The sequence below is a fragment of the Arthrobacter sp. MDB1-55 genome (assembly GCF_059092925.1).
In genome coordinates, this window is sequence record NZ_JBNHID010000003.1 from 397,440 (window position 1) to 413,962 (window position 16,523).

The 16,523-nt window shown below is 63.6% G+C and carries 16 protein-coding genes; 9 read left to right on the forward strand and 7 right to left on the reverse strand.

Annotation, left to right across the window (positions count from 1 at the left end; all coding sequences use genetic code 11):
- Window positions 1–5 precede the first annotated feature (5 nt).
- The 4 genes from AC5RU3_RS13430 to AC5RU3_RS13445 form a co-directional block, all read right to left on the reverse strand.
- Window positions 6–1,049 (reverse strand): Gfo/Idh/MocA family protein, encoded by a 1,044-nt coding sequence (locus AC5RU3_RS13430; RefSeq protein ID WP_493965881.1) that lies wholly within the window; start codon window positions 1,047–1,049, stop codon window positions 6–8.
- Window positions 1,049–1,846, reverse strand: a complete 798-nt coding sequence (locus tag AC5RU3_RS13435; protein WP_458117125.1) for an amino acid ABC transporter ATP-binding protein — start codon at window positions 1,844–1,846, stop codon at window positions 1,049–1,051. Before AC5RU3_RS13435 ends, AC5RU3_RS13430 begins: the two co-directional genes overlap by 1 nt.
- 2 nt (window positions 1,847–1,848) lie before the next feature.
- A complete protein-coding gene (locus AC5RU3_RS13440; protein WP_309124703.1) occupies window positions 1,849–2,637 on the reverse strand; it encodes an amino acid ABC transporter permease in 789 nt (262 codons plus the stop codon).
- A gap of 111 nt (window positions 2,638–2,748) precedes the next feature.
- A complete protein-coding gene (locus AC5RU3_RS13445) occupies window positions 2,749–3,606 on the reverse strand; it encodes an ABC transporter substrate-binding protein (protein WP_493965882.1) in 858 nt (285 codons plus the stop codon).
- 164 nt (window positions 3,607–3,770) lie between these two features.
- Between AC5RU3_RS13445 and AC5RU3_RS13450 the strand changes: the two genes are divergently transcribed.
- From AC5RU3_RS13450 to AC5RU3_RS13465, 4 genes are all read left to right on the forward strand, one after another.
- Complete coding sequence (locus AC5RU3_RS13450) at window positions 3,771–4,883, forward strand: LacI family DNA-binding transcriptional regulator (protein WP_493965883.1); 1,113 nt, start codon at window positions 3,771–3,773, stop codon at window positions 4,881–4,883.
- Window positions 4,884–5,037: 154 nt separating this feature from the next.
- The gene (locus AC5RU3_RS13455) at window positions 5,038–5,775 is read left to right on the forward strand and encodes an alpha/beta fold hydrolase (protein ID WP_493965884.1); all 738 of its coding nucleotides are present in this window, start codon (window positions 5,038–5,040) and stop codon (window positions 5,773–5,775) included.
- A gap of 35 nt (window positions 5,776–5,810) precedes the next feature.
- Complete coding sequence (locus tag AC5RU3_RS13460; protein ID WP_458116533.1) at window positions 5,811–6,167, forward strand: hypothetical protein; 357 nt, start codon at window positions 5,811–5,813, stop codon at window positions 6,165–6,167.
- A 135-nt stretch (window positions 6,168–6,302) separates the two neighbouring features.
- Complete coding sequence (locus tag AC5RU3_RS13465; RefSeq protein WP_493965885.1) at window positions 6,303–7,988, forward strand: metallophosphoesterase family protein; 1,686 nt, start codon at window positions 6,303–6,305, stop codon at window positions 7,986–7,988.
- Between the two features lie 78 nt (window positions 7,989–8,066).
- Here the strand turns inward: AC5RU3_RS13465 and AC5RU3_RS13470 are convergent, their stop codons facing one another.
- Window positions 8,067–9,413 (reverse strand): MFS transporter, encoded by a 1,347-nt coding sequence (locus tag AC5RU3_RS13470; protein ID WP_493965886.1) that lies wholly within the window; start codon window positions 9,411–9,413, stop codon window positions 8,067–8,069.
- 279 nt (window positions 9,414–9,692) lie between these two features.
- Here AC5RU3_RS13470 and AC5RU3_RS13475 point away from each other — a divergent pair, with 279 nt between their 5' ends.
- Window positions 9,693–10,952 carry a multidrug effflux MFS transporter gene (locus AC5RU3_RS13475; protein ID WP_493965887.1) on the forward strand — a complete coding sequence of 420 codons (1,260 nt, stop codon included), beginning with the start codon at window positions 9,693–9,695 and terminating at the stop codon, window positions 10,950–10,952.
- Window positions 10,953–11,000: 48 nt separating this feature from the next.
- Here the strand turns inward: AC5RU3_RS13475 and AC5RU3_RS13480 are convergent, their stop codons facing one another.
- Window positions 11,001–12,413, reverse strand: a complete 1,413-nt coding sequence (locus AC5RU3_RS13480; protein ID WP_493965888.1) for an NAD-dependent succinate-semialdehyde dehydrogenase — start codon at window positions 12,411–12,413, stop codon at window positions 11,001–11,003.
- 194 nt (window positions 12,414–12,607) lie between these two features.
- Window positions 12,608–12,970, reverse strand: coding sequence for a hypothetical protein (locus AC5RU3_RS13485; protein WP_458116528.1), 363 nt, complete (start codon window positions 12,968–12,970; stop codon window positions 12,608–12,610).
- Window positions 12,971–13,083: 113 nt separating this feature from the next.
- Here AC5RU3_RS13485 and AC5RU3_RS13490 point away from each other — a divergent pair, with 113 nt between their 5' ends.
- Genes AC5RU3_RS13490 through AC5RU3_RS13505 form a run of 4 tightly spaced genes read left to right on the forward strand, consistent with a single transcriptional unit; the run spans window position 13,084 to window position 16,479 of the window.
- A complete protein-coding gene (locus tag AC5RU3_RS13490; protein ID WP_493965889.1) occupies window positions 13,084–13,785 on the forward strand; it encodes an HAD family hydrolase in 702 nt (233 codons plus the stop codon).
- Window positions 13,782–14,555 carry a maleylpyruvate isomerase family mycothiol-dependent enzyme gene (locus tag AC5RU3_RS13495; RefSeq protein WP_493965890.1) on the forward strand — a complete coding sequence of 258 codons (774 nt, stop codon included), beginning with the start codon at window positions 13,782–13,784 and terminating at the stop codon, window positions 14,553–14,555. Before AC5RU3_RS13490 ends, AC5RU3_RS13495 begins: the two co-directional genes overlap by 4 nt.
- A 22-nt stretch (window positions 14,556–14,577) precedes the next feature.
- On the forward strand, window positions 14,578–15,690 hold the full coding sequence (locus tag AC5RU3_RS13500) for an alcohol dehydrogenase catalytic domain-containing protein (protein WP_493965891.1): 1,113 nt from the start codon (window positions 14,578–14,580) through the stop codon (window positions 15,688–15,690).
- A 54-nt stretch (window positions 15,691–15,744) separates the two neighbouring features.
- The gene (locus AC5RU3_RS13505) at window positions 15,745–16,479 is read left to right on the forward strand and encodes an endonuclease/exonuclease/phosphatase family protein (protein ID WP_493966039.1); all 735 of its coding nucleotides are present in this window, start codon (window positions 15,745–15,747) and stop codon (window positions 16,477–16,479) included.
- Window positions 16,480–16,523: the final 44 nt, after the last annotated feature.

Genomic DNA, 16,523 nt, shown 5'->3' on the forward strand with positions numbered 1-16,523 from the left:
CCGCGCTAGGCAAATGCGTGGATTTTCTCGATGGTTCGAAGGACTTCAAGGGATTGGGTCGGATCGACCGGCAAGCTGCCCTCACCGCGTAGTGCGGCCGCGAGAACCGAATAGAACTGGGGATAGGCACCGGTTTCAGGGGGAACGCTAACGGTGGAACCGTCGATCCCCAGAACGCCCCAGGTGTCCTTGGGTTCCACGCCATACAACGGATCCAACGGGGACATGCCGCCAGCGAGGGCAGGTTCCTGGTGGTCCAGTCCCCATTTGGTGTAGCCGCCCGTGGAACCCAGGACGTGGAATCGCGGGCCAACTTGCGCTGCCATGCCGTTCATCCACAGCCTGGACCTGACGCCGGAGGCGTGTCGAAGTGACACGAAGGCCTCAGTGTCAGCCCCGTCCTGATGCGCGCCGTGGTTCGCCATCTCGCCGTAGCTCTCTACGACCTCTCCGAACAGTTGGACGGCCTGGTCGATCAGGTGGGCGCCGAGGTCGTGAAGGATTCCGCCACCCTCCGTCAGCGAAGCTGAATCCCGCCAGTTGCCGAAGCCTTCCGGCCGCCACCATTCAAAGCGGGACTCGAAGCTGCGCACTTCACCCAGTGCGCCTTCCCGCACCAGCTTTGCCAGCGTCAGAAAGTCCGCGTCCCACCGGCGGTTCTGGAACACCGTGAGCTGGACGCCCGCTTCGATCGACTGCGAGATAAGGGCCTCGCCCTGAGCCGACGTCGGGACGAACGGCTTATCCACCACAACATGAAGGCCGCGGGCCATCGCTGCCGACGCCAGGTCGAAATGGGTCAGCGGCGGGGTGCCAAGGATCACCAGGTCGAGATCGTCAGCGGAAGCGAACAAGGCTTCCGGTGTTGGAACGATCCGCGCCTGTGGGTAGAGCCTGGCCGCTTCCGCAGCGCGGGCTGGGTCCGCCGTGACGATGAAGTCCAGTGAGTAGCCGGGATCTGCCGCGATGAGCGGTGCGTGGAAAACTTTCCCGGAGATGCCGAAGCCTATGACTGCGGTGCGTAGAGGTGCGTCTGCTATTCGTCGCATCAGAGCACTTCCGAGAGGAAGCGTTGCAGGCGTTCGCTCTTGGGATTGTCAAAGATGTCGGCAGGAGTGCCGGCCTCGACGACTTCGCCCTCGTCCATGAAGACGACCTGGTCAGCGACCTTCCGGGCGAACCCCATCTCGTGTGTCACCACGACCATGGTCATGCCCCGCTTGGCGAGTGAAGCCATCAGGGTGAGGACACCTTTGACAAGTTCCGGATCCAGGGCGCTGGTGGCCTCGTCGAAGAGCATTACCTCCGGTTCCATGGCGAGAGCACGGGCGATGGCGACGCGTTGCTGCTGGCCACCGGAAAGATCCCGGGGGCGGTGGTCGGCGCGTTCGGCGAGCCCGACTTCAGCGAGGCGCCGGCTTGCCCGCTCACGTGCCTCTTTTTTGGACATCTTCTTGACGCTCCACAGGGCAAGGGCCACGTTTTCCAGGGCGGTGTGGTCCGGGAAAAGGTTGAAGTGCTGGAACACCATCCCGATCCGGCTGCGCAGGGTGTCGGGGTTGACCTCCAGCGCGCTTTCTCCTGCCAGGAGTACATCGCCGCTCTTGGGTTCATGAAGTCTGTTCACGCCACGAAGCAGAGTGGACTTTCCGGAGCCCGACGGTCCGATGATGCAGGTGGTGGTGCCCGGAGCAACGGTGAGGCTGACGTTGCGGAGTACTTCGATGTCCCCGTACGCCATGGTCAGGTTCCTGAGTTCCAGGCTGGAGCCGTGGAACGTCTCGATATCCGGTGCGGCCGGCTGAGCTAGAGCTGTGTTGCCGGCGCTGCCCTTGGTGCGGTTCATGTTCATGTGTTGCTCCCGGAGGTGAGCGGCGAGGCCGCGTCGAGTTCATTGACTTCCTTGAGGCCGCTGGTGGGCGGTGCCGCGCGGCGGCGGCCGGTGCGGAACCTGGCATCGAAGTAGTTCACCAGATGGGTAAGAGGAACGGTGATGATCAGGTAGAAGATGCCGGCCATGACGAGCGGGGAGAGGTTTCCGGTGAGCACAGCGGCGTCCTGGCCTACGCGGAAGAGCTCGCGCTCACTGACCAACAGGCCGAGGAAATAGACCAGGGAGGAGTCCTTGACGATGGCGATGAACTGGTTCACGAGCGCCGGCAGCACGCGGCGGATGCCCTGGGGTATGACCACGAGAGCCATGGATTTGCCGTAGCTCATGCCCAGAGCCCGGCAAGCCTCGCCCTGGCCCTTGTCCACGCTCTGGATGCCTGCGCGGAAGATCTCACCGATGTAGGCGCTGGCGATCAGGCTCAACGCGATGATGCCCAGCGGGTACGGCGAGGGGCCAAAGATCGACTGGCTCAGCCGCGCGAAACCCTGACCGATCAGCAGGATGGTCAAAATGGCCGGCAGGCCTCGGAACAGGTCCGTGTAGATGCGGGCCGGGATACGCAGCCATTTTGAGGGTGATATGCCCATGACGGCCACGATCATGCCGAGCACGAGGCCGATGATCGTCGCAGCGATGGAGATGATGAGGGTGTTGATCAGGCCCACCGTCAGAAGCTGGGGCAGGACTTCAACCATCGCCTCAAGGTCGAAGAAGGTGCGGATAATGGTGTCGAACCAGTCCATGGTTACTCTCAGACGTAGTTAGCTTGTTAGTCCCGGGCGGACCGCGAACTGACGGTCCGCCCGGTCATTCGATAGCCGGCAGCACGTGCCGGCGTTCAGTGTCGGTGACCGCTACTTGCCGGACGCAGCTGTCTGCTCTGCTTTGGGCAGGTACTGCTCGGGCATCGGGGAACCCGGGAACCACTTCTCGTAAAGCGTCTTCCAGGTGCCGTCCTCCATGGCCTCGGCCAGGGCCTCGTTCAGGGCTTCCTTCAACGCAGTCTTGTCCTTCCCCAGAGCGAAACCTGCTGGGGCATCAAAGGAGGGAATGTCAGCAGCGCTGACCAGCCCGTGCTGCTCCTGGTATTCCTTCGCCGCCTCGTAGTCCAGGAAGTGCGCATCGGCCGAGCCGCTGTTGACCGCTGAGATCGCCGAGTTGTTGTCCGGGAAGCGGACCAGGTCCGTGGAGGTGAAGTTCTTCACCGCATACGCTTCCTGAAGGCTCCCCTGCACCACGCCCAGACGCTTGCCGGCAAGACCCTCCACGTCCGTGACTCCGGATTCCTTGCTGGTAAGAACGGTGAGGTAACCGGCGAGATAGCCGTCGGAGAAGTCAACGGTTTGCTTACGTTCTTCCGTGATACCGATCGCCGCGACGCCGACATCGAACTGCCCGTTGGCCACCGCCGGCAGAATTGCCGAGAAATCCTGCCCGGTGAAAACTACCTCGTCGATACCCGCACGCTTGGCCACGTCCGTGAAGAGCTCCACATCAAAGCCCGTGAAGTTTCCCTCGGCGTCCGTGAAGGTGTAGGGCTTCGCGTCCCCCAGGCTCGCCACCCGGACGGTGCCGGGCTCGATCAGGTCGTAAGGATTGTCGGTCGAGGAGGATGTCGACGTAGCAGACCCGCCGCAGCCGGTGAGTGCCAGGAGCGTCGCAACAACACCCGCGAGGATGCCCCCCGAGCGGAAGTTCAGTCGTGTTTTCACTGTGTTGTCCAATCATGAAAGCCGAGGGCTTCGAGAGAAGTTTCTAGATGATCCCTTGTTGAGTCCGGTCTCAGTCGCTATGGTTGAGACCGGACTCACAATGGGTTGCTGAAAAATGTAACCTATGACACACGGGCCGTCAAGGGGCGCGGAGAAAGGCCGAAATGAGCAGCAACAATTCCAGGCGACGTGAAACGACAGTCGCCGACGTAGCCAAGGCAGCGCAGGTATCCAAAGCGCAGGCAGCACGTGCGCTGGGAAACTACGGAGCCGTCAGCGACGACGTCCGGGAGCGCGTGCTTGCGGCGGCGGAGGAACTTTCATACCGTCCGAATGAACTAGCCCGCAGCATGAACACAGGGAAATCCCACACCATCGGCATTGTGGTCGGCGATATCGAGAACCCGCATTTCGGCCTGGCCACCCGCGGAATCACGGACACCGCCAAGAAAAGCGGTTACAACGTCATCCTCGTCAACACGGATGAGGAAAGGGAAGCGGAAGTTGCCGCTGTCCAGGTGTTGCTGGACAAACGGGTGGATGGACTCATCGTGGCTCCTGCGTCCTCAACGGAAACGGAGCATCTGCGGAGCGTTCATGATTCAGGCCGCCCCCTGGTCCTGCTTGACCGCAGGGCCGAGGGCTTTCCAGGTGAAACAGTCGCCGTAGACATGACAGATATTTCCTACGAAGCCACCAGACATCTGCTCGACTCAGGTCACCGCAGGATCGCATTCATTTCCACTCTCAAGACGAATCTTCCGTTCGACGAGAATTTTCAGCTGGAGTCCTCGCAAATCTCTGAACGCCTCACTGGCATGCGGCGCGCTCTTCTGGAAGATGGGTTGGACCTCCCTCGGGACCTGGTGCGGCTCAATGCCGGCGACGCGGAATCTGTCCAGAAGATCACGCGCGAAGTTCTCACCCTGCCGGACCCGGCCACGGCGGTCGTAGCATCCGACGGTCTCATCGGCCTCAGCGTCGTGGAAGCTATCCAGGGCCTCGGTCTGTCCATCCCTGAGGACGTTTCATTCCTCATGTACGACGATTTCGCCTGGACCCGTCTCACCACCCCGCCCCTCACAGTCATAGCCCAGCCCGTGTACGACATGGGAGTAGCCGCCGCCACTGCGCTGATCCGGCAGATCGAAGGTCGAAGAACCGGGGACGCTATCCCCGTTCTCACGGCCCGGTTGATCAAGAGGGGATCTGTCGGGTCGCGTCAGCCGGAGGAAACTGGACGCTTCGTCCTCGAGTCGACGGGCGAGCGAGCGTAACGAAACCCAGAACGACGACGGCGGCACCCCGCCCAGCCAGCCGGGAGTCAGAGCGCTAGGGAAGGAACGCGAGCTCATCAAGGACCTCGGTCCTGCACCGCTGCGCTGATCCTGCATGGTGTCTGGCTCCACCGGCTCTGCAAACATGGACGGCATGCACGTAAACACCTTCGGATCCGCCGGCAATTCCCCCGTCCTGCTGCTCCACGGCGGCGGCGTGGCCGGCTGGATGTGGGACTCGCTGCGCCGGGACCTGGAACCGGAGCACTATGTCCTGGTTCCCGACCTGCCCGGTCATGGCGCGAGTGCCGGGCAGCCTTACCGGTCGCACGGCCAGACCGTACAGTCGCTCGTCGAGATACTGACCCGTGAGGTTCAGCGACCGGTGCGCGTCGTTGGGTTCTCGATGGGTGCGCAGCTGACTGTCCAGCTCGCCTCCTCCCATCCCGAACTTGTGGCCGGGGTGCTGGTGGTCAGCGCGCAGGCGAAGACAATGCCGTTCACCCAGCTCACCCTTCAGGCGCTTGCCCTCGCCTCACCCCTCGCACGACGGCGATGGTTCGCACGGCTGCAAGCTCGGGAACTCTTCGTTCCCCCGGAATTGATGGAGCAGTACATCCGCACCAGCGCGGGTATCTCCCGATCGACCTTGGTGGGTTCGGTGGGCGACAATCTGCGTTTCCAGCTCCCCGATGGATGGTCGAAGTTCCCCGGCCAGGCCCTGGTCATGGTCGGAGAGCGCGAACGGTCGCTCATGCGCCGTTCGGCCGAGACTCTTTCCGCTGCCCTTCCCGGCTGCGAGCTCGAGGTCGTCGAAGGCTGTGGCCACGGGATTCCGTTCCAGCGACCGGAATGGTTCGGTCGGCGCGTGAGCGACTGGTTGACGGCCTGAACGGCCGCCTCTCCGACTCCCCTTAAGCTATTCGAATGGAATTCCTCCGCAGCCTGCTTCTCGTCCTGCACTTCGTCGGCCTCGCCGCCATCCTTGGCGGCGTCATCGCCCAGATCCGCAGCATGCGCACGAATCGGGCCGTCGTCACTCCCGGCATCATGCACGGCAGCTGGCTGCAATTGGTCACCGGACTCGGACTCGTCGGAGTGATTGAAGCCGCTGACCTTGGAGAAGTGGACAACCTCAAAATCGGAGTAAAGCTCCTGGTGATGGTCGCCGTCGTCGTGCTGGCCTTCATCAACCGCACAAAGGACGCAGTGCCGTCCGCGATCCTGGGCACCATCGGTGGACTGACGCTGCTCAACATCATCATCGCGGTGTTCTGGCGCTAGGCACCCGCCTTCTGAATCGAAGTTCGCCCGGACGACGACGGCCGTTCAGCAAAGCTTCCCCCTACCGCTGTCTGCGGTTCCGGCCCTGCGCCTAGCTTCGAGCATGTTCACCTTCCTTCACGAAAGGCCCTACCCATGCTCGGGACTCCCCCGCGCCGTGCGCTTGCCGGCGCACTGGCGATCGCCGTCGTCGTACCGCTGACCGTCGGCACCACTTCCATCGCTGCAGCAGCGCCGGACGGTTCTGCCCACAAGGCCCAGCCGGTCAACACCACGTCGACCGACGGTGTTCTGTACCGGCAGAACTTCAACGGCCTCGCCAGAAACCTCCAGGCGCGCTCAAGCGACCCGGACATTGTGGAGGGCACCGTGGGCTTCACCCACACCGCTCCCAAGGGCTGGAGCGTCGAGAACGACGAGAGCATGGCGAATAACGGTGTCGAGGAGTGGCGCGGCTGGTCCTTCACCACACGCGACTTCTGGGTAGATGCCGAGGACCAGATGCGGAACCGCTTCGCCCGGGCGGACAACGTGATGGCCGTTGCCGATTCGGACGAGTTCGCCGACCGTAACAACCCAAATCACACCTTCAGCACCACACTGGTCTCTGACGAGATCAAGGTGAAGGGGCACTCCGCCGTCGAGCTCAGCTTCGATTCGCACTACCGCGGATGGGCCGGCCAGTCGGCCACCGTTACCGTCGAATTCGACGGTGACGGCGAGCAGACCGAGATCCTCCGCTACGACAGCAGCACGGTCGAGGACAACTACGACGGATCGGTTCTCAACGCCACCGAGACCGTCACGATCGATGTTCCGGAAGGTGCAAAGAACGCGACCGTCCGCTGGAACTTCGAGGCCGAAGCGAACAGCTGGTACTGGGCCATCGACTCGGTCTCCGTCCGCGAAGTCCTGCCTGCAGCGCAGGAACCGACGAGCGCGTGGGTTGTCAGCGACATCCAAGGGCACCCCGGCGATCTGGCCCACGCATTCCAGGACCTTGCTGTCGCTCGTCCGGATGCCGCCGGTCTGCTCATGGTCGGAGACATCGTCTCCACCGGCACGGAAGCGCAATGGGATGACATTCACACGGTGATGGACGACGCCGAACCGGTCCTCCCGGGAACCGTCGCCGCCGCGATCGGTAACCACGAAAGCTACGCGAATGAGTCATTCGAGACCCTGCGGGACCGCTTCCTTGCCTTTGCTGAGCGTGACCGCGTCTGGGGTGAATACGTCCTCGAGGGGAACGGCGGCGAGGTTCCCGTGTTGGTGCTGGGCCAGGAGACACCACGGCAGCCAGAGGTGCCCTTGTCGGCTGAGCAGATCGAGTGGTTCAAGCAACGACTGGCGTACTGGACGAAGCAGAACAAGCAGATCCTGGTGATCTCGCATTTCCCCCTGGGCGATACAGCGTCTGCGTCGTGGATCCCCTGGTACCACGAGCACTACGAGCACAACGACCTGCTCACCGGCATCCTGGGTGACTACCCGAACGCCGTCATGCTCAACGGCCACACCCATTACCCGTTCGAGCTCGGCGACTGGGCCGTCCAGCGGCGTACCGACGGCGGCCACCCCGACGGCTTCTGGGCAGTCAACACCGGCGCGATCCAGGTCGAGTGGGACGCCCGCGGCGAGAACACCGAAGGCATCACCGAGATTGTCACCCGCGATATCAACCGCGGCCTGACCATCGACGTCTTTCCTGATCGCATGGTCATCGACGCACGTGACTTCGGCGTAGCGGGGACCAACGGCACCAATGAAGTGAACGACGTCGTCCGCTCAGTCACTATCCCGAATCCGCTGACGAAGTAGCCAGGCCAGACAGAAGGGGCGGCACCGAACTGGACTGGTCCAGATTGATGCCGCCCCTTCGTCGCGCATACTCCCCTATTAGCTTTCGAGGTCCTCGAGTGACTTGCTCCTGGTGTCCGGAGACAGCAGAGCGGCGACCGCCGCTACGACGCAGATACCGAACGTGGTCAGCCCGATGACCATCGGGACGTTCGACGAGCCGGGAGGAGCAATCGCGGTGAAGATGCTCGGGAAGAACGACGCAATCATGAGCCCGACGTTCTGCGACACCGCGAAGCCGGTCACCCGAATGCGCATCGGGAACTGTTCCTGGAAGAAGGTGGCGAAGGTGGCGTTCCACATCTGGAAGAAGAGCCCCTGAACGATCACCACGCAGACGAACACCAGGAACAGGCTCCTCTGATCGATGGCCCACAGGTATCCACCTGCCAGCAGACCACCACCGAGTCCTCCGACGATCATGAGTGTCCGTCGACCGATCCTGTCAGACAACCCGCCGAAGACCGGGATGGTGAGTACAGCGACCACGTTCGCCACCAGGGTCACCCACAGGAACTGATCACTCGAGAAACCGATGCCGTAGCCATCCTGGGTCGCGTAGGAAACGCCGAAGATGAGCGTCGCCATCCCGATGACGTTGGTGAACGTCATGATCACGCAGCGAATGACCACCCACGGGTAGGTGCGCAGCAGCTCGAACAGCGGGAACCGGCGCTTCGTTTCGGCTTTTTCAGCCTGTGCCTGATATGCCGGAGGCTCCTCGACGCGACGGCGAATGTAGTAACCGGCGAGGATTACGAAAGCGCTCAGCAGGAACGGGATTCGCCACCCCCAGCCCTCGAATTGATCATCGGGGAGGATAGCGGCAAGCGAGAGCAGGACGCCCGTCGCCAGAATAGAACCGACCTGCGTTCCCTGCAGGCTGAAGCTCGCGAAGAACCCACGCCGGGCATCGGGCGAGTGCTCGACAATCATCGCACTGGCTCCGCCGAGCTCACCTGCAACAGCGAACCCCTGGACCAGGCGGAGGAGCACCAACAGGACCGGTGCGAGGAGGCCGACCTGACCGTAGGTGGGCAAAAGCCCGACGGCGAAGGTTGCGAAACCCATCAGAAGCATCGCAAAGACGAGCACCTGCTTGCGGCCGTGCCTGTCTCCGTATGCGCCGAGGACAACCGCACCGACCGGACGGGCGACATATCCCACTGCATAGGTCGCGAGGGAAGCGATGATCCCTACGGTGGGATTTTCGGATGGGAAGAAGAGGGCCGGGAAGATCAGGGTCGCGGCGAGTCCGTACAACGCGAAGTCGTAATACTCAAGTGCGCTGCCGATCCAACCGCTCATCGCGGCCTTCCGCGGATCCCTCTGTCCGACACTTGCTTCGCGGACCGGGCTGAATTCCCCGGTGGGCGTTCTACTCATTGCTGATATTCCTTCGTCGCCATTGGCAAGGAGCCGGAGTTATCTCGTTCCGGCCTGTTCTTCGTGATCGAGGCGTCAACACCGCGGAGACGAAAACCACGTAGTGTGAATCCTCACATTGAATCGATTCACGAGCATAGGGGGCGCTTCTGCCTCACGTCAAAGTCGCCCGCTCGTGCCGGGCGAGTTTCCGCGGGTCTCTGGCTGGAGGCCCCTGTACCAAGTGCAGCAAGACCCAGTAGAATCAGTTGGAAAGCGCTATCCAAGGGAAGGTCCTCCGTGAAACAAGCGCGCCCCTCCTCCGCGTTGGCGGAGTCGGATAGCCCACCCGTAGGTCGCCGGCCGCGCATTCTGCTGGTCTTCGCCGCGCTCGCCATGTTGCAGGCGATCTGGCCGCTCACCATGGACCTGTACCTTCCTGCCTTCCCTGCCATCCGCAGGGAGTTCGGCTCACCCGAGTCGGCCGTGCAGCTGACCCTGACGGCGGCGTTCATCGGGATGGGAATCGGCCAGCTGACTTCCGGCCCGGTATCCGATGCCGTCGGGCGCGCCCGGCCACTGGCGGCGATGATCGTCGTCTACAGCGTTGCAACGGCGTCGTGCGCTTTGGCGCCCTCAATGGAGTGGCTGATCGCCAGCAGGGCGTTCCAGGGCATGGGGTCAGCGGCGTGCGCTGTCATCGCGCTTGCGATTGTTCGCGACCTCTACACGGGCAAGCAGCTGATGATCATCCTTGCGCGCCTTGCCATCGTGTCAGGCGTCTTCGTTGTCGGCTCTCCTGCCCTCGGCGCACAGCTGATGGAACTTGTGGGATGGCGCGGACTATTCTGGGTGCTGCTTGCTTACGGGCTCGTACTGCTCTGCGTTGCGGGTGCAATCCTGATGCGCAACGAAACCAACCCTCTCGAGCGTCGGCTGCAACGGAAGGGCGTGCGGCTGAGCGACGACTACCGCAACCTGCTTGCCGACGGACAGTTCCGCTCCGTTGCGCTGGCCGGCGGATTGTTGTTCTCCGCCATGATGTCCTTCATGGCCGGAAGCGCCTTCCTCATTCAGGAGTTTTACGGTCTGAGCCCCACCGGCTACGCCCTCCTGTTCGGTGCCCAGGGCGCACTGATGGTGATTGGTGCGCAGATCGGCGGCTTCATCGCCCGGCGTGGGTCCCCGGTCCTGGTGGTCCGGATTGGAGCCGTTGCGCTCGTCTCAGCCGCAACGATTCTGTTAGTGAGCCTCACCATCGCACCGCAGGCGGGCATCTGGGGACTGATGGCACCCATCATGCTCTTCACGACATCGTTCGGACTGACGACTCCAGCGCTGCAGGCCACGGCGCTGGAGCACCACGGTCTCCGCGCCGGCACCGCCGCCTCCCTGCTCGGCGCATCGAACATGACCGGCGCGGCGATCATCGCGCCGGTCACCGGAGCTTTCGGGTTGTCCTCCCCGGTGCCCACTGCCGTCGTTATGCTCTGCTGCGCGGTTGGAGCGGCAGTGCTCCTGCTGACCGGGGTTCGCGACAAACCTTCGACCGACGCCTGACGACGACGGCGGCGCCAACCGGTGCCGCCGCCGTCTCACTTCCCCCAATTATTCGGCGATGTAGAGCAGCCGCTTGTTGACGAACTCGTCCATGCCCAGAGGCCCGAGTTCACGGCCGAAGCCCGAGCGCTTCACTCCGCCGAAGGGCAGATCCGCAGCCTCACCGACTCCGTTCACGTTCGCCATGCCGACGTTCAACTGCTGAGCGATAGCCCGCGCGCGTTCTTCGTCAGTGCTGAACACAGCGCCGCCCAATCCGTACGGGGTGTCGTTCGCCAGCGTCAGGGCTTCCTCGTCCGAAGACACCTTGTAGACGACGGCGACTGGACCGAAGAGCTCCTCGTGCCACGCGCGCATCTCCGGAGTGACGCCCGTGAGCACTGCCGGGGCGAAATAGGCAGTGCCGTCGTCGGACAGTTCACCGCCGGCATGCAGGGTAGCGCCCTTATTGACGGCGTCGCGCAGTTGTTCGTACAGGGACTCCGCCGCACCCCGGGATGACAGCGGAGCGTAGGTGCCGGGCGCTTCCTCGGCCGGGTTGCCGGGCTTGAGGTCCCGCGCCTTCTCGGCAAGCTCGGCGACGAAATCGTCGAAGATGTCTTCCATGACGATCATGCGCTTGTTGGAGTTGCACGCCTGGCCGGTGTTTTCCAGCCGGGTTGCCCATGCTGCGGCCGCGGAAGCCTTCACATCAACGCTGTCCAGCACGACGTAGGGGTCCGAACCTCCGAGCTCGAGCACGGCCTTTTTCAGATTGGCTCCGGCGAGCGCGCCGATCACCGCCCCTGCCCGTTCGGATCCGGTCAGGGAGACCCCCTGGACGCGGTTGTCGGCAATGATGTCGGCGATCTGCTCATGGGTGGCGAAGACGTTGACGTACGCGCCGTCCGGCAGGCCGGCGTCCTTCATGATCTGCTCGATGGCCAGAGCCGATCGTGGGCAGCTTTCAGCGTGCTTGAGCACGATGGTGTTGCCCAGCACCAGGTTCGGTGCCGCGAAGCGGGCAACCTGGTAGTAGGGGTAGTTCCACGGCATGATGCCCAGCAGCGCACCGACGGGGCGCTTCTGGATGACCGCCTTGCCGCCGCCGATGGGGTTGATCGGCTGGTCAGCGGCCAGGGACGGCCCCTCTGTGGCGAAGTAGTCGAAGATGTCGGTGCAGAACTCGACTTCGCCCTTGGCTTCGGAGAGAGGCTTGCCCATTTCCCTGGTGATGGTCGCGGCAAGCTCGTCCGCCCGCTCCGTAAAAAGTTCACCGATCCGCTTCACGACCTGTGCACGCTCTTCGATCGGCACTTCCTGCCAGGCACGGAAGGCATTGTGGGCGGCGGCCAGTGCGTCCTGGATCTGCTCATCCGTGGCGCTGGGGAATTCCTCCTCGACCTCACCGGTGGCCGGATTCAGGACCCGATACGACTGGGGTCCGGCGGAAGAAGCCTTTTGCTTCACGTCAGCGGTCATTGCTCATCGTCCTCTTCTTTGATTGGTATGGGCTTCGTAAGACCAGATAGACCATCAGGATACCGAGGTTCGAAAGCAACTTTGAGCGGTCCCGGGCCCGACGCCGGGTGGTGGTGACGCCGCGCAAGGGGAGCCGTCCGCGGGACGGCTTCCGTCGTCGTGATCGATGTCGTGATCGGTGTCGTGATCAGCGTTTAGACGCTCATTCCGCTTTGGAACGCAGTCGAGAAGGTGGCCGCGAAGAACATGACCCACCCGATAATGAGGAGGATGCTCAGCACGCCCAGGATGATGGCGACCCAGCCCAGCAGACGTCCGCCGGCTGCGGGCTCGCCCATGCGCTCAGCCTTATTGGCGTTGCTGATCGCCAGGGGTCCGAAGACGAACCAGAACAGGAACATCCCCAGCACTCCGTAAGCCAGGGAGAGCTGGGCAGCGCGCTTGCCCTCGTAGTCCGAACCGGCGTAACTCATTCCCGCGGGCCGGCGGGTGCCGGGTGCGGCGAAGGGCTGCTCGCTGGGGTACGGGGCGCGGGATTGGCTCGAGTAACTCGACATGGGTATTCCTTCTGAGACAAGGTGGATAGTCCGGGATCCTGTTGGTGAGTTACCGCCGGTGCGCCCGTGATGCAGCACATACTATTCCACCAAGACTCACCGAGGCGGACACTATGACACAACAGCACGACGGCGGCGTACGCGGCGTCCTTTTCGACGTCGACGGCACTCTCGTTGACTCCAACTACCTGCACGCAATCGCGTGGTGGCAGGCGTTCCGGCGCTTTGGCCACGACGTGCCGATGGCAACCATCCACCGCACCATCGGGATGGGCGGAGTGACGCTCATCGAGCACCTCATCGGTGCTGACCGGAACACCGATCAGGACGAAGCCCTTGAGGACACCCACGCGGCGCTCTTCTCCGCCCAGTGGCCGTCCCTTCGAGCTTTCGACGGCGCCCGTGACCTGCTGAAGCACTGCGCGGACGCGGGTCTCGCCGTCGTTCTCGCGACGTCAGCGTCCGATGAGGAGCTGGAGGTCCTCCAAAAGGTGATCGATGCCGATGATGCGCTGAGCGGTGCAACCACCGCAACGGATACCGGAGTCAGCAAGCCCTCCCCCGACATCCTTGAGGCGGCGCTGCGCGTCGGTGACCTCAAACCCGAGGATGCGGTCTTCGTCGGTGACGCCGTCTGGGACGTGCAGGCAGCGAACAAGCTGGGCCTGCCGACCATCGCCGTCACCACGGGCGGAACCAGCGAAGCCGAACTGCGCGACGCCGGCGCTGCCTACGTGTTCGAGAACGTCCGCGACCTCCTGAACGCGATCATCGCCGGTGAGGTTCCGGAGCTGCCGAAAGGATCAAACCGGTGAGCCCCGACTATCCCTACGCGCTCGGCCTAGAGCAGTACCGCGGGTACCTGGCCAAGGATTTCGCCCGGATGCTGGAACTGACCAGGTCTGCGCAGGACGGTGGCTCGTTGTCAGCGCCGGTGCCGTCCTGCCCCGGCTGGGACGTCCAGGAGCTGGTACGCCATACCGCCCTGCTGTACCTGCAGAAGGCCGAGGTTATCCGCACCGGTGTGAAGCCCACCGGCCGCTGGATACCGGAGCCGGTGCTGGCGCTGGATCCGGCGGCGCAACTCGAGCTCGGGTACGGCCGGCTGGTCGAGGAGTTCGACTCCCATCAGCCATCCGACCCTGCCGAGTCGTGGATGCCCGACGACCAGACGGTGGGGTTCTGGATCCGCCGTCTCACTCATGAGACGGCGGTCCACCGCTACGACATCGAAACCGCCGTCGACGACGGCCGTCCGATCGAATTCGAACTCGCCGTCGACGGCATCGACGAGGTTCTCACCGTTATGTTCCAGCGCGGGCGGTCGGCCGCAGGGTCCGAACCCAACCCGGAAAACGTGACCGGAAGCGTGGTGATCGAGGGCGGCGGAACTCGTTGGTTCGTCGGCTTGTTGCCGCACGACATCGAGGTCGCGCGCGAAGCCGGGGACGAGCCCGACGCCACTGTCAGCGGTGACCCCTCGGACGTTCTGCTATGGCTATGGGGGCGTGGCCCGCTCCCTGCCGAAATGACCCGCCAGCCGGCGGCAGCAGAATTACGACGGCGTCTGGCCGCCACCACCTGAACCCTCCAACCGAAGGTAGTCAATGAAGATCACCGGAGCAGTCCTTGAGGAGATCGGCCGTTCCCGTCCTTTCGCCGATTCGCGCCCCATCAGCGTGTGCGAGGTGGAGCTGAATCCGCCCGGCCCCGGCGAGATCCTGGTCCGCATCGAGGCGGCCGGGCTGTGCCATTCGGATCTGTCCGTAGTGGACGGCAACCGCGTCCGACCTGTCCCCATGCTGTTGGGGCACGAAGCAGCCGGCAGGGTCGAGCAACTCGGCGACGGTGTCACCGACCTCACCGTCGGCGACCGCGTGGTCATGGCTTTCCTGCCCCGCTGCGGTGAATGCAGGAACTGCCGGACCGACGGGAAGCTCCCCTGCAGCGTTGGTTCCGCATCGAACAACGCCGGCGTTCTGCTCGACGACGGCCAGCGGCTCCACCGCGACGGCGAGGCAGTCAAACATCATCTGGGGGTATCCGGCTTCGCAACCCACGCCGTGGTCAACCGGAAGTCGGTGGTCAAAATAGACGATGACGTCCCGCCCGAGATCGCCGCCGTCCTCGGCTGCGCCGTGCTCACCGGAGGCGGCGCCGTCATCAATACCGGCCAGCCGCAGGACGGGGACACGGTGGTGGTCGTGGGGCTGGGCGGCGTCGGAATGGCCGCGCTCATCACCGCGCTTTCACTCGGCAAGGGTGACGTCATCGGCGTCGATGCGGTCCCGGAGAAGCTGGAGTCCGCGCGGGAACTGGGGGCCAACGCCGTTTACACGCCGCAGGAGGCCCTCGAGAACGGGCTGAAGGCCGCCGTCGTTATTGAAGCTGCCGGCAACGCGCGGGCGTTCGAGACCGCGGTGCAGCTCACCGACGTCGGCGGTATCACCGTCACGGTGGGCCTTCCCTCCCCGGACGCGCGGGCGTCGATTGCGCCCCTCGGTATCACCGCCGAAGCGCGAACGATCGTGGGCAGCTACCTCGGTTCCGCGGTGCCGGAACGGGACATCCCGCGGTACGCGCAGCTCTGGCGGGAGGGAAAGCTCCCTGTGGAAGCACTGATCTCCTCGCACATTGCTCTGGAGGATATCAACGAGGCGATGGACCAGCTGGCCGACGGCAAAGCGATTCGGCAGGTCATCATCTTCGATGGCGCCTGAGAGTGTTTAGACTGAACCTGCTTCTGCCGTCCCCCACCGAAGGAGTGCGTCCTGATACGCGCAATCAGCTACAACCTCCGAGAGCATAAAGCGCGTGGAGAACTCGAAGCCCTGGCTCAGGACTACGAGGTGGATCTGCTATGCCTGCAGGAGTGCGACGCATCGGACCTGCCCGACGTCGTTGGCGGCCTCCAGTTGGCAACCGCCACCAAGGAAAACCGCCTGGGGCTGGCGCTCTATTACCGGCGAAGTCGTTTCGACATGGTCCGGGCGGATGCATTCTCCCTGAAGAAGTCGTTGCACGACCGGGTGCTCACCCCCGCACACGAGCGCCTCATCGGGGTGAAGCTGCTTGACCTGGAAACCGACCACACCCTGGTCGCAGGATCGTTCCATGCCGCTCCCCTGACCGCGTCGAATTCGTTGCGCCGGCACCAGATCAACGCAGCACACATCGAATTGCTGGGCATGGGCAAGAGCATCGCTACGTTGATGGTCGGCGACTTCAACTATCCGTTCTTCACCCGGAACCTCACCGCCCGCATGAACGAGTCCGGCTATGACCTGTCGCTCAGCGACAAGCGGACCTACACCCGCGGCATGTTCTTCCGCGGGCACTTCGACTTCGCGACCTCGCGCGGTCTTGATATCCAGAAGGTCGAGACCCTCCCGCGCGGGGCGTCGGATCACCTGCCCATCCTGGTCCTGGCGGACTACCGGAACGGAAATGACGACGACGGCGAGGGCGACGGCAAGGGGCACGATGCAGCACCGAAGTCCATCGGGTAGTCGCTGCAGCAACTCCTGAACCGCTGCACGAATCTGCTTCCCCG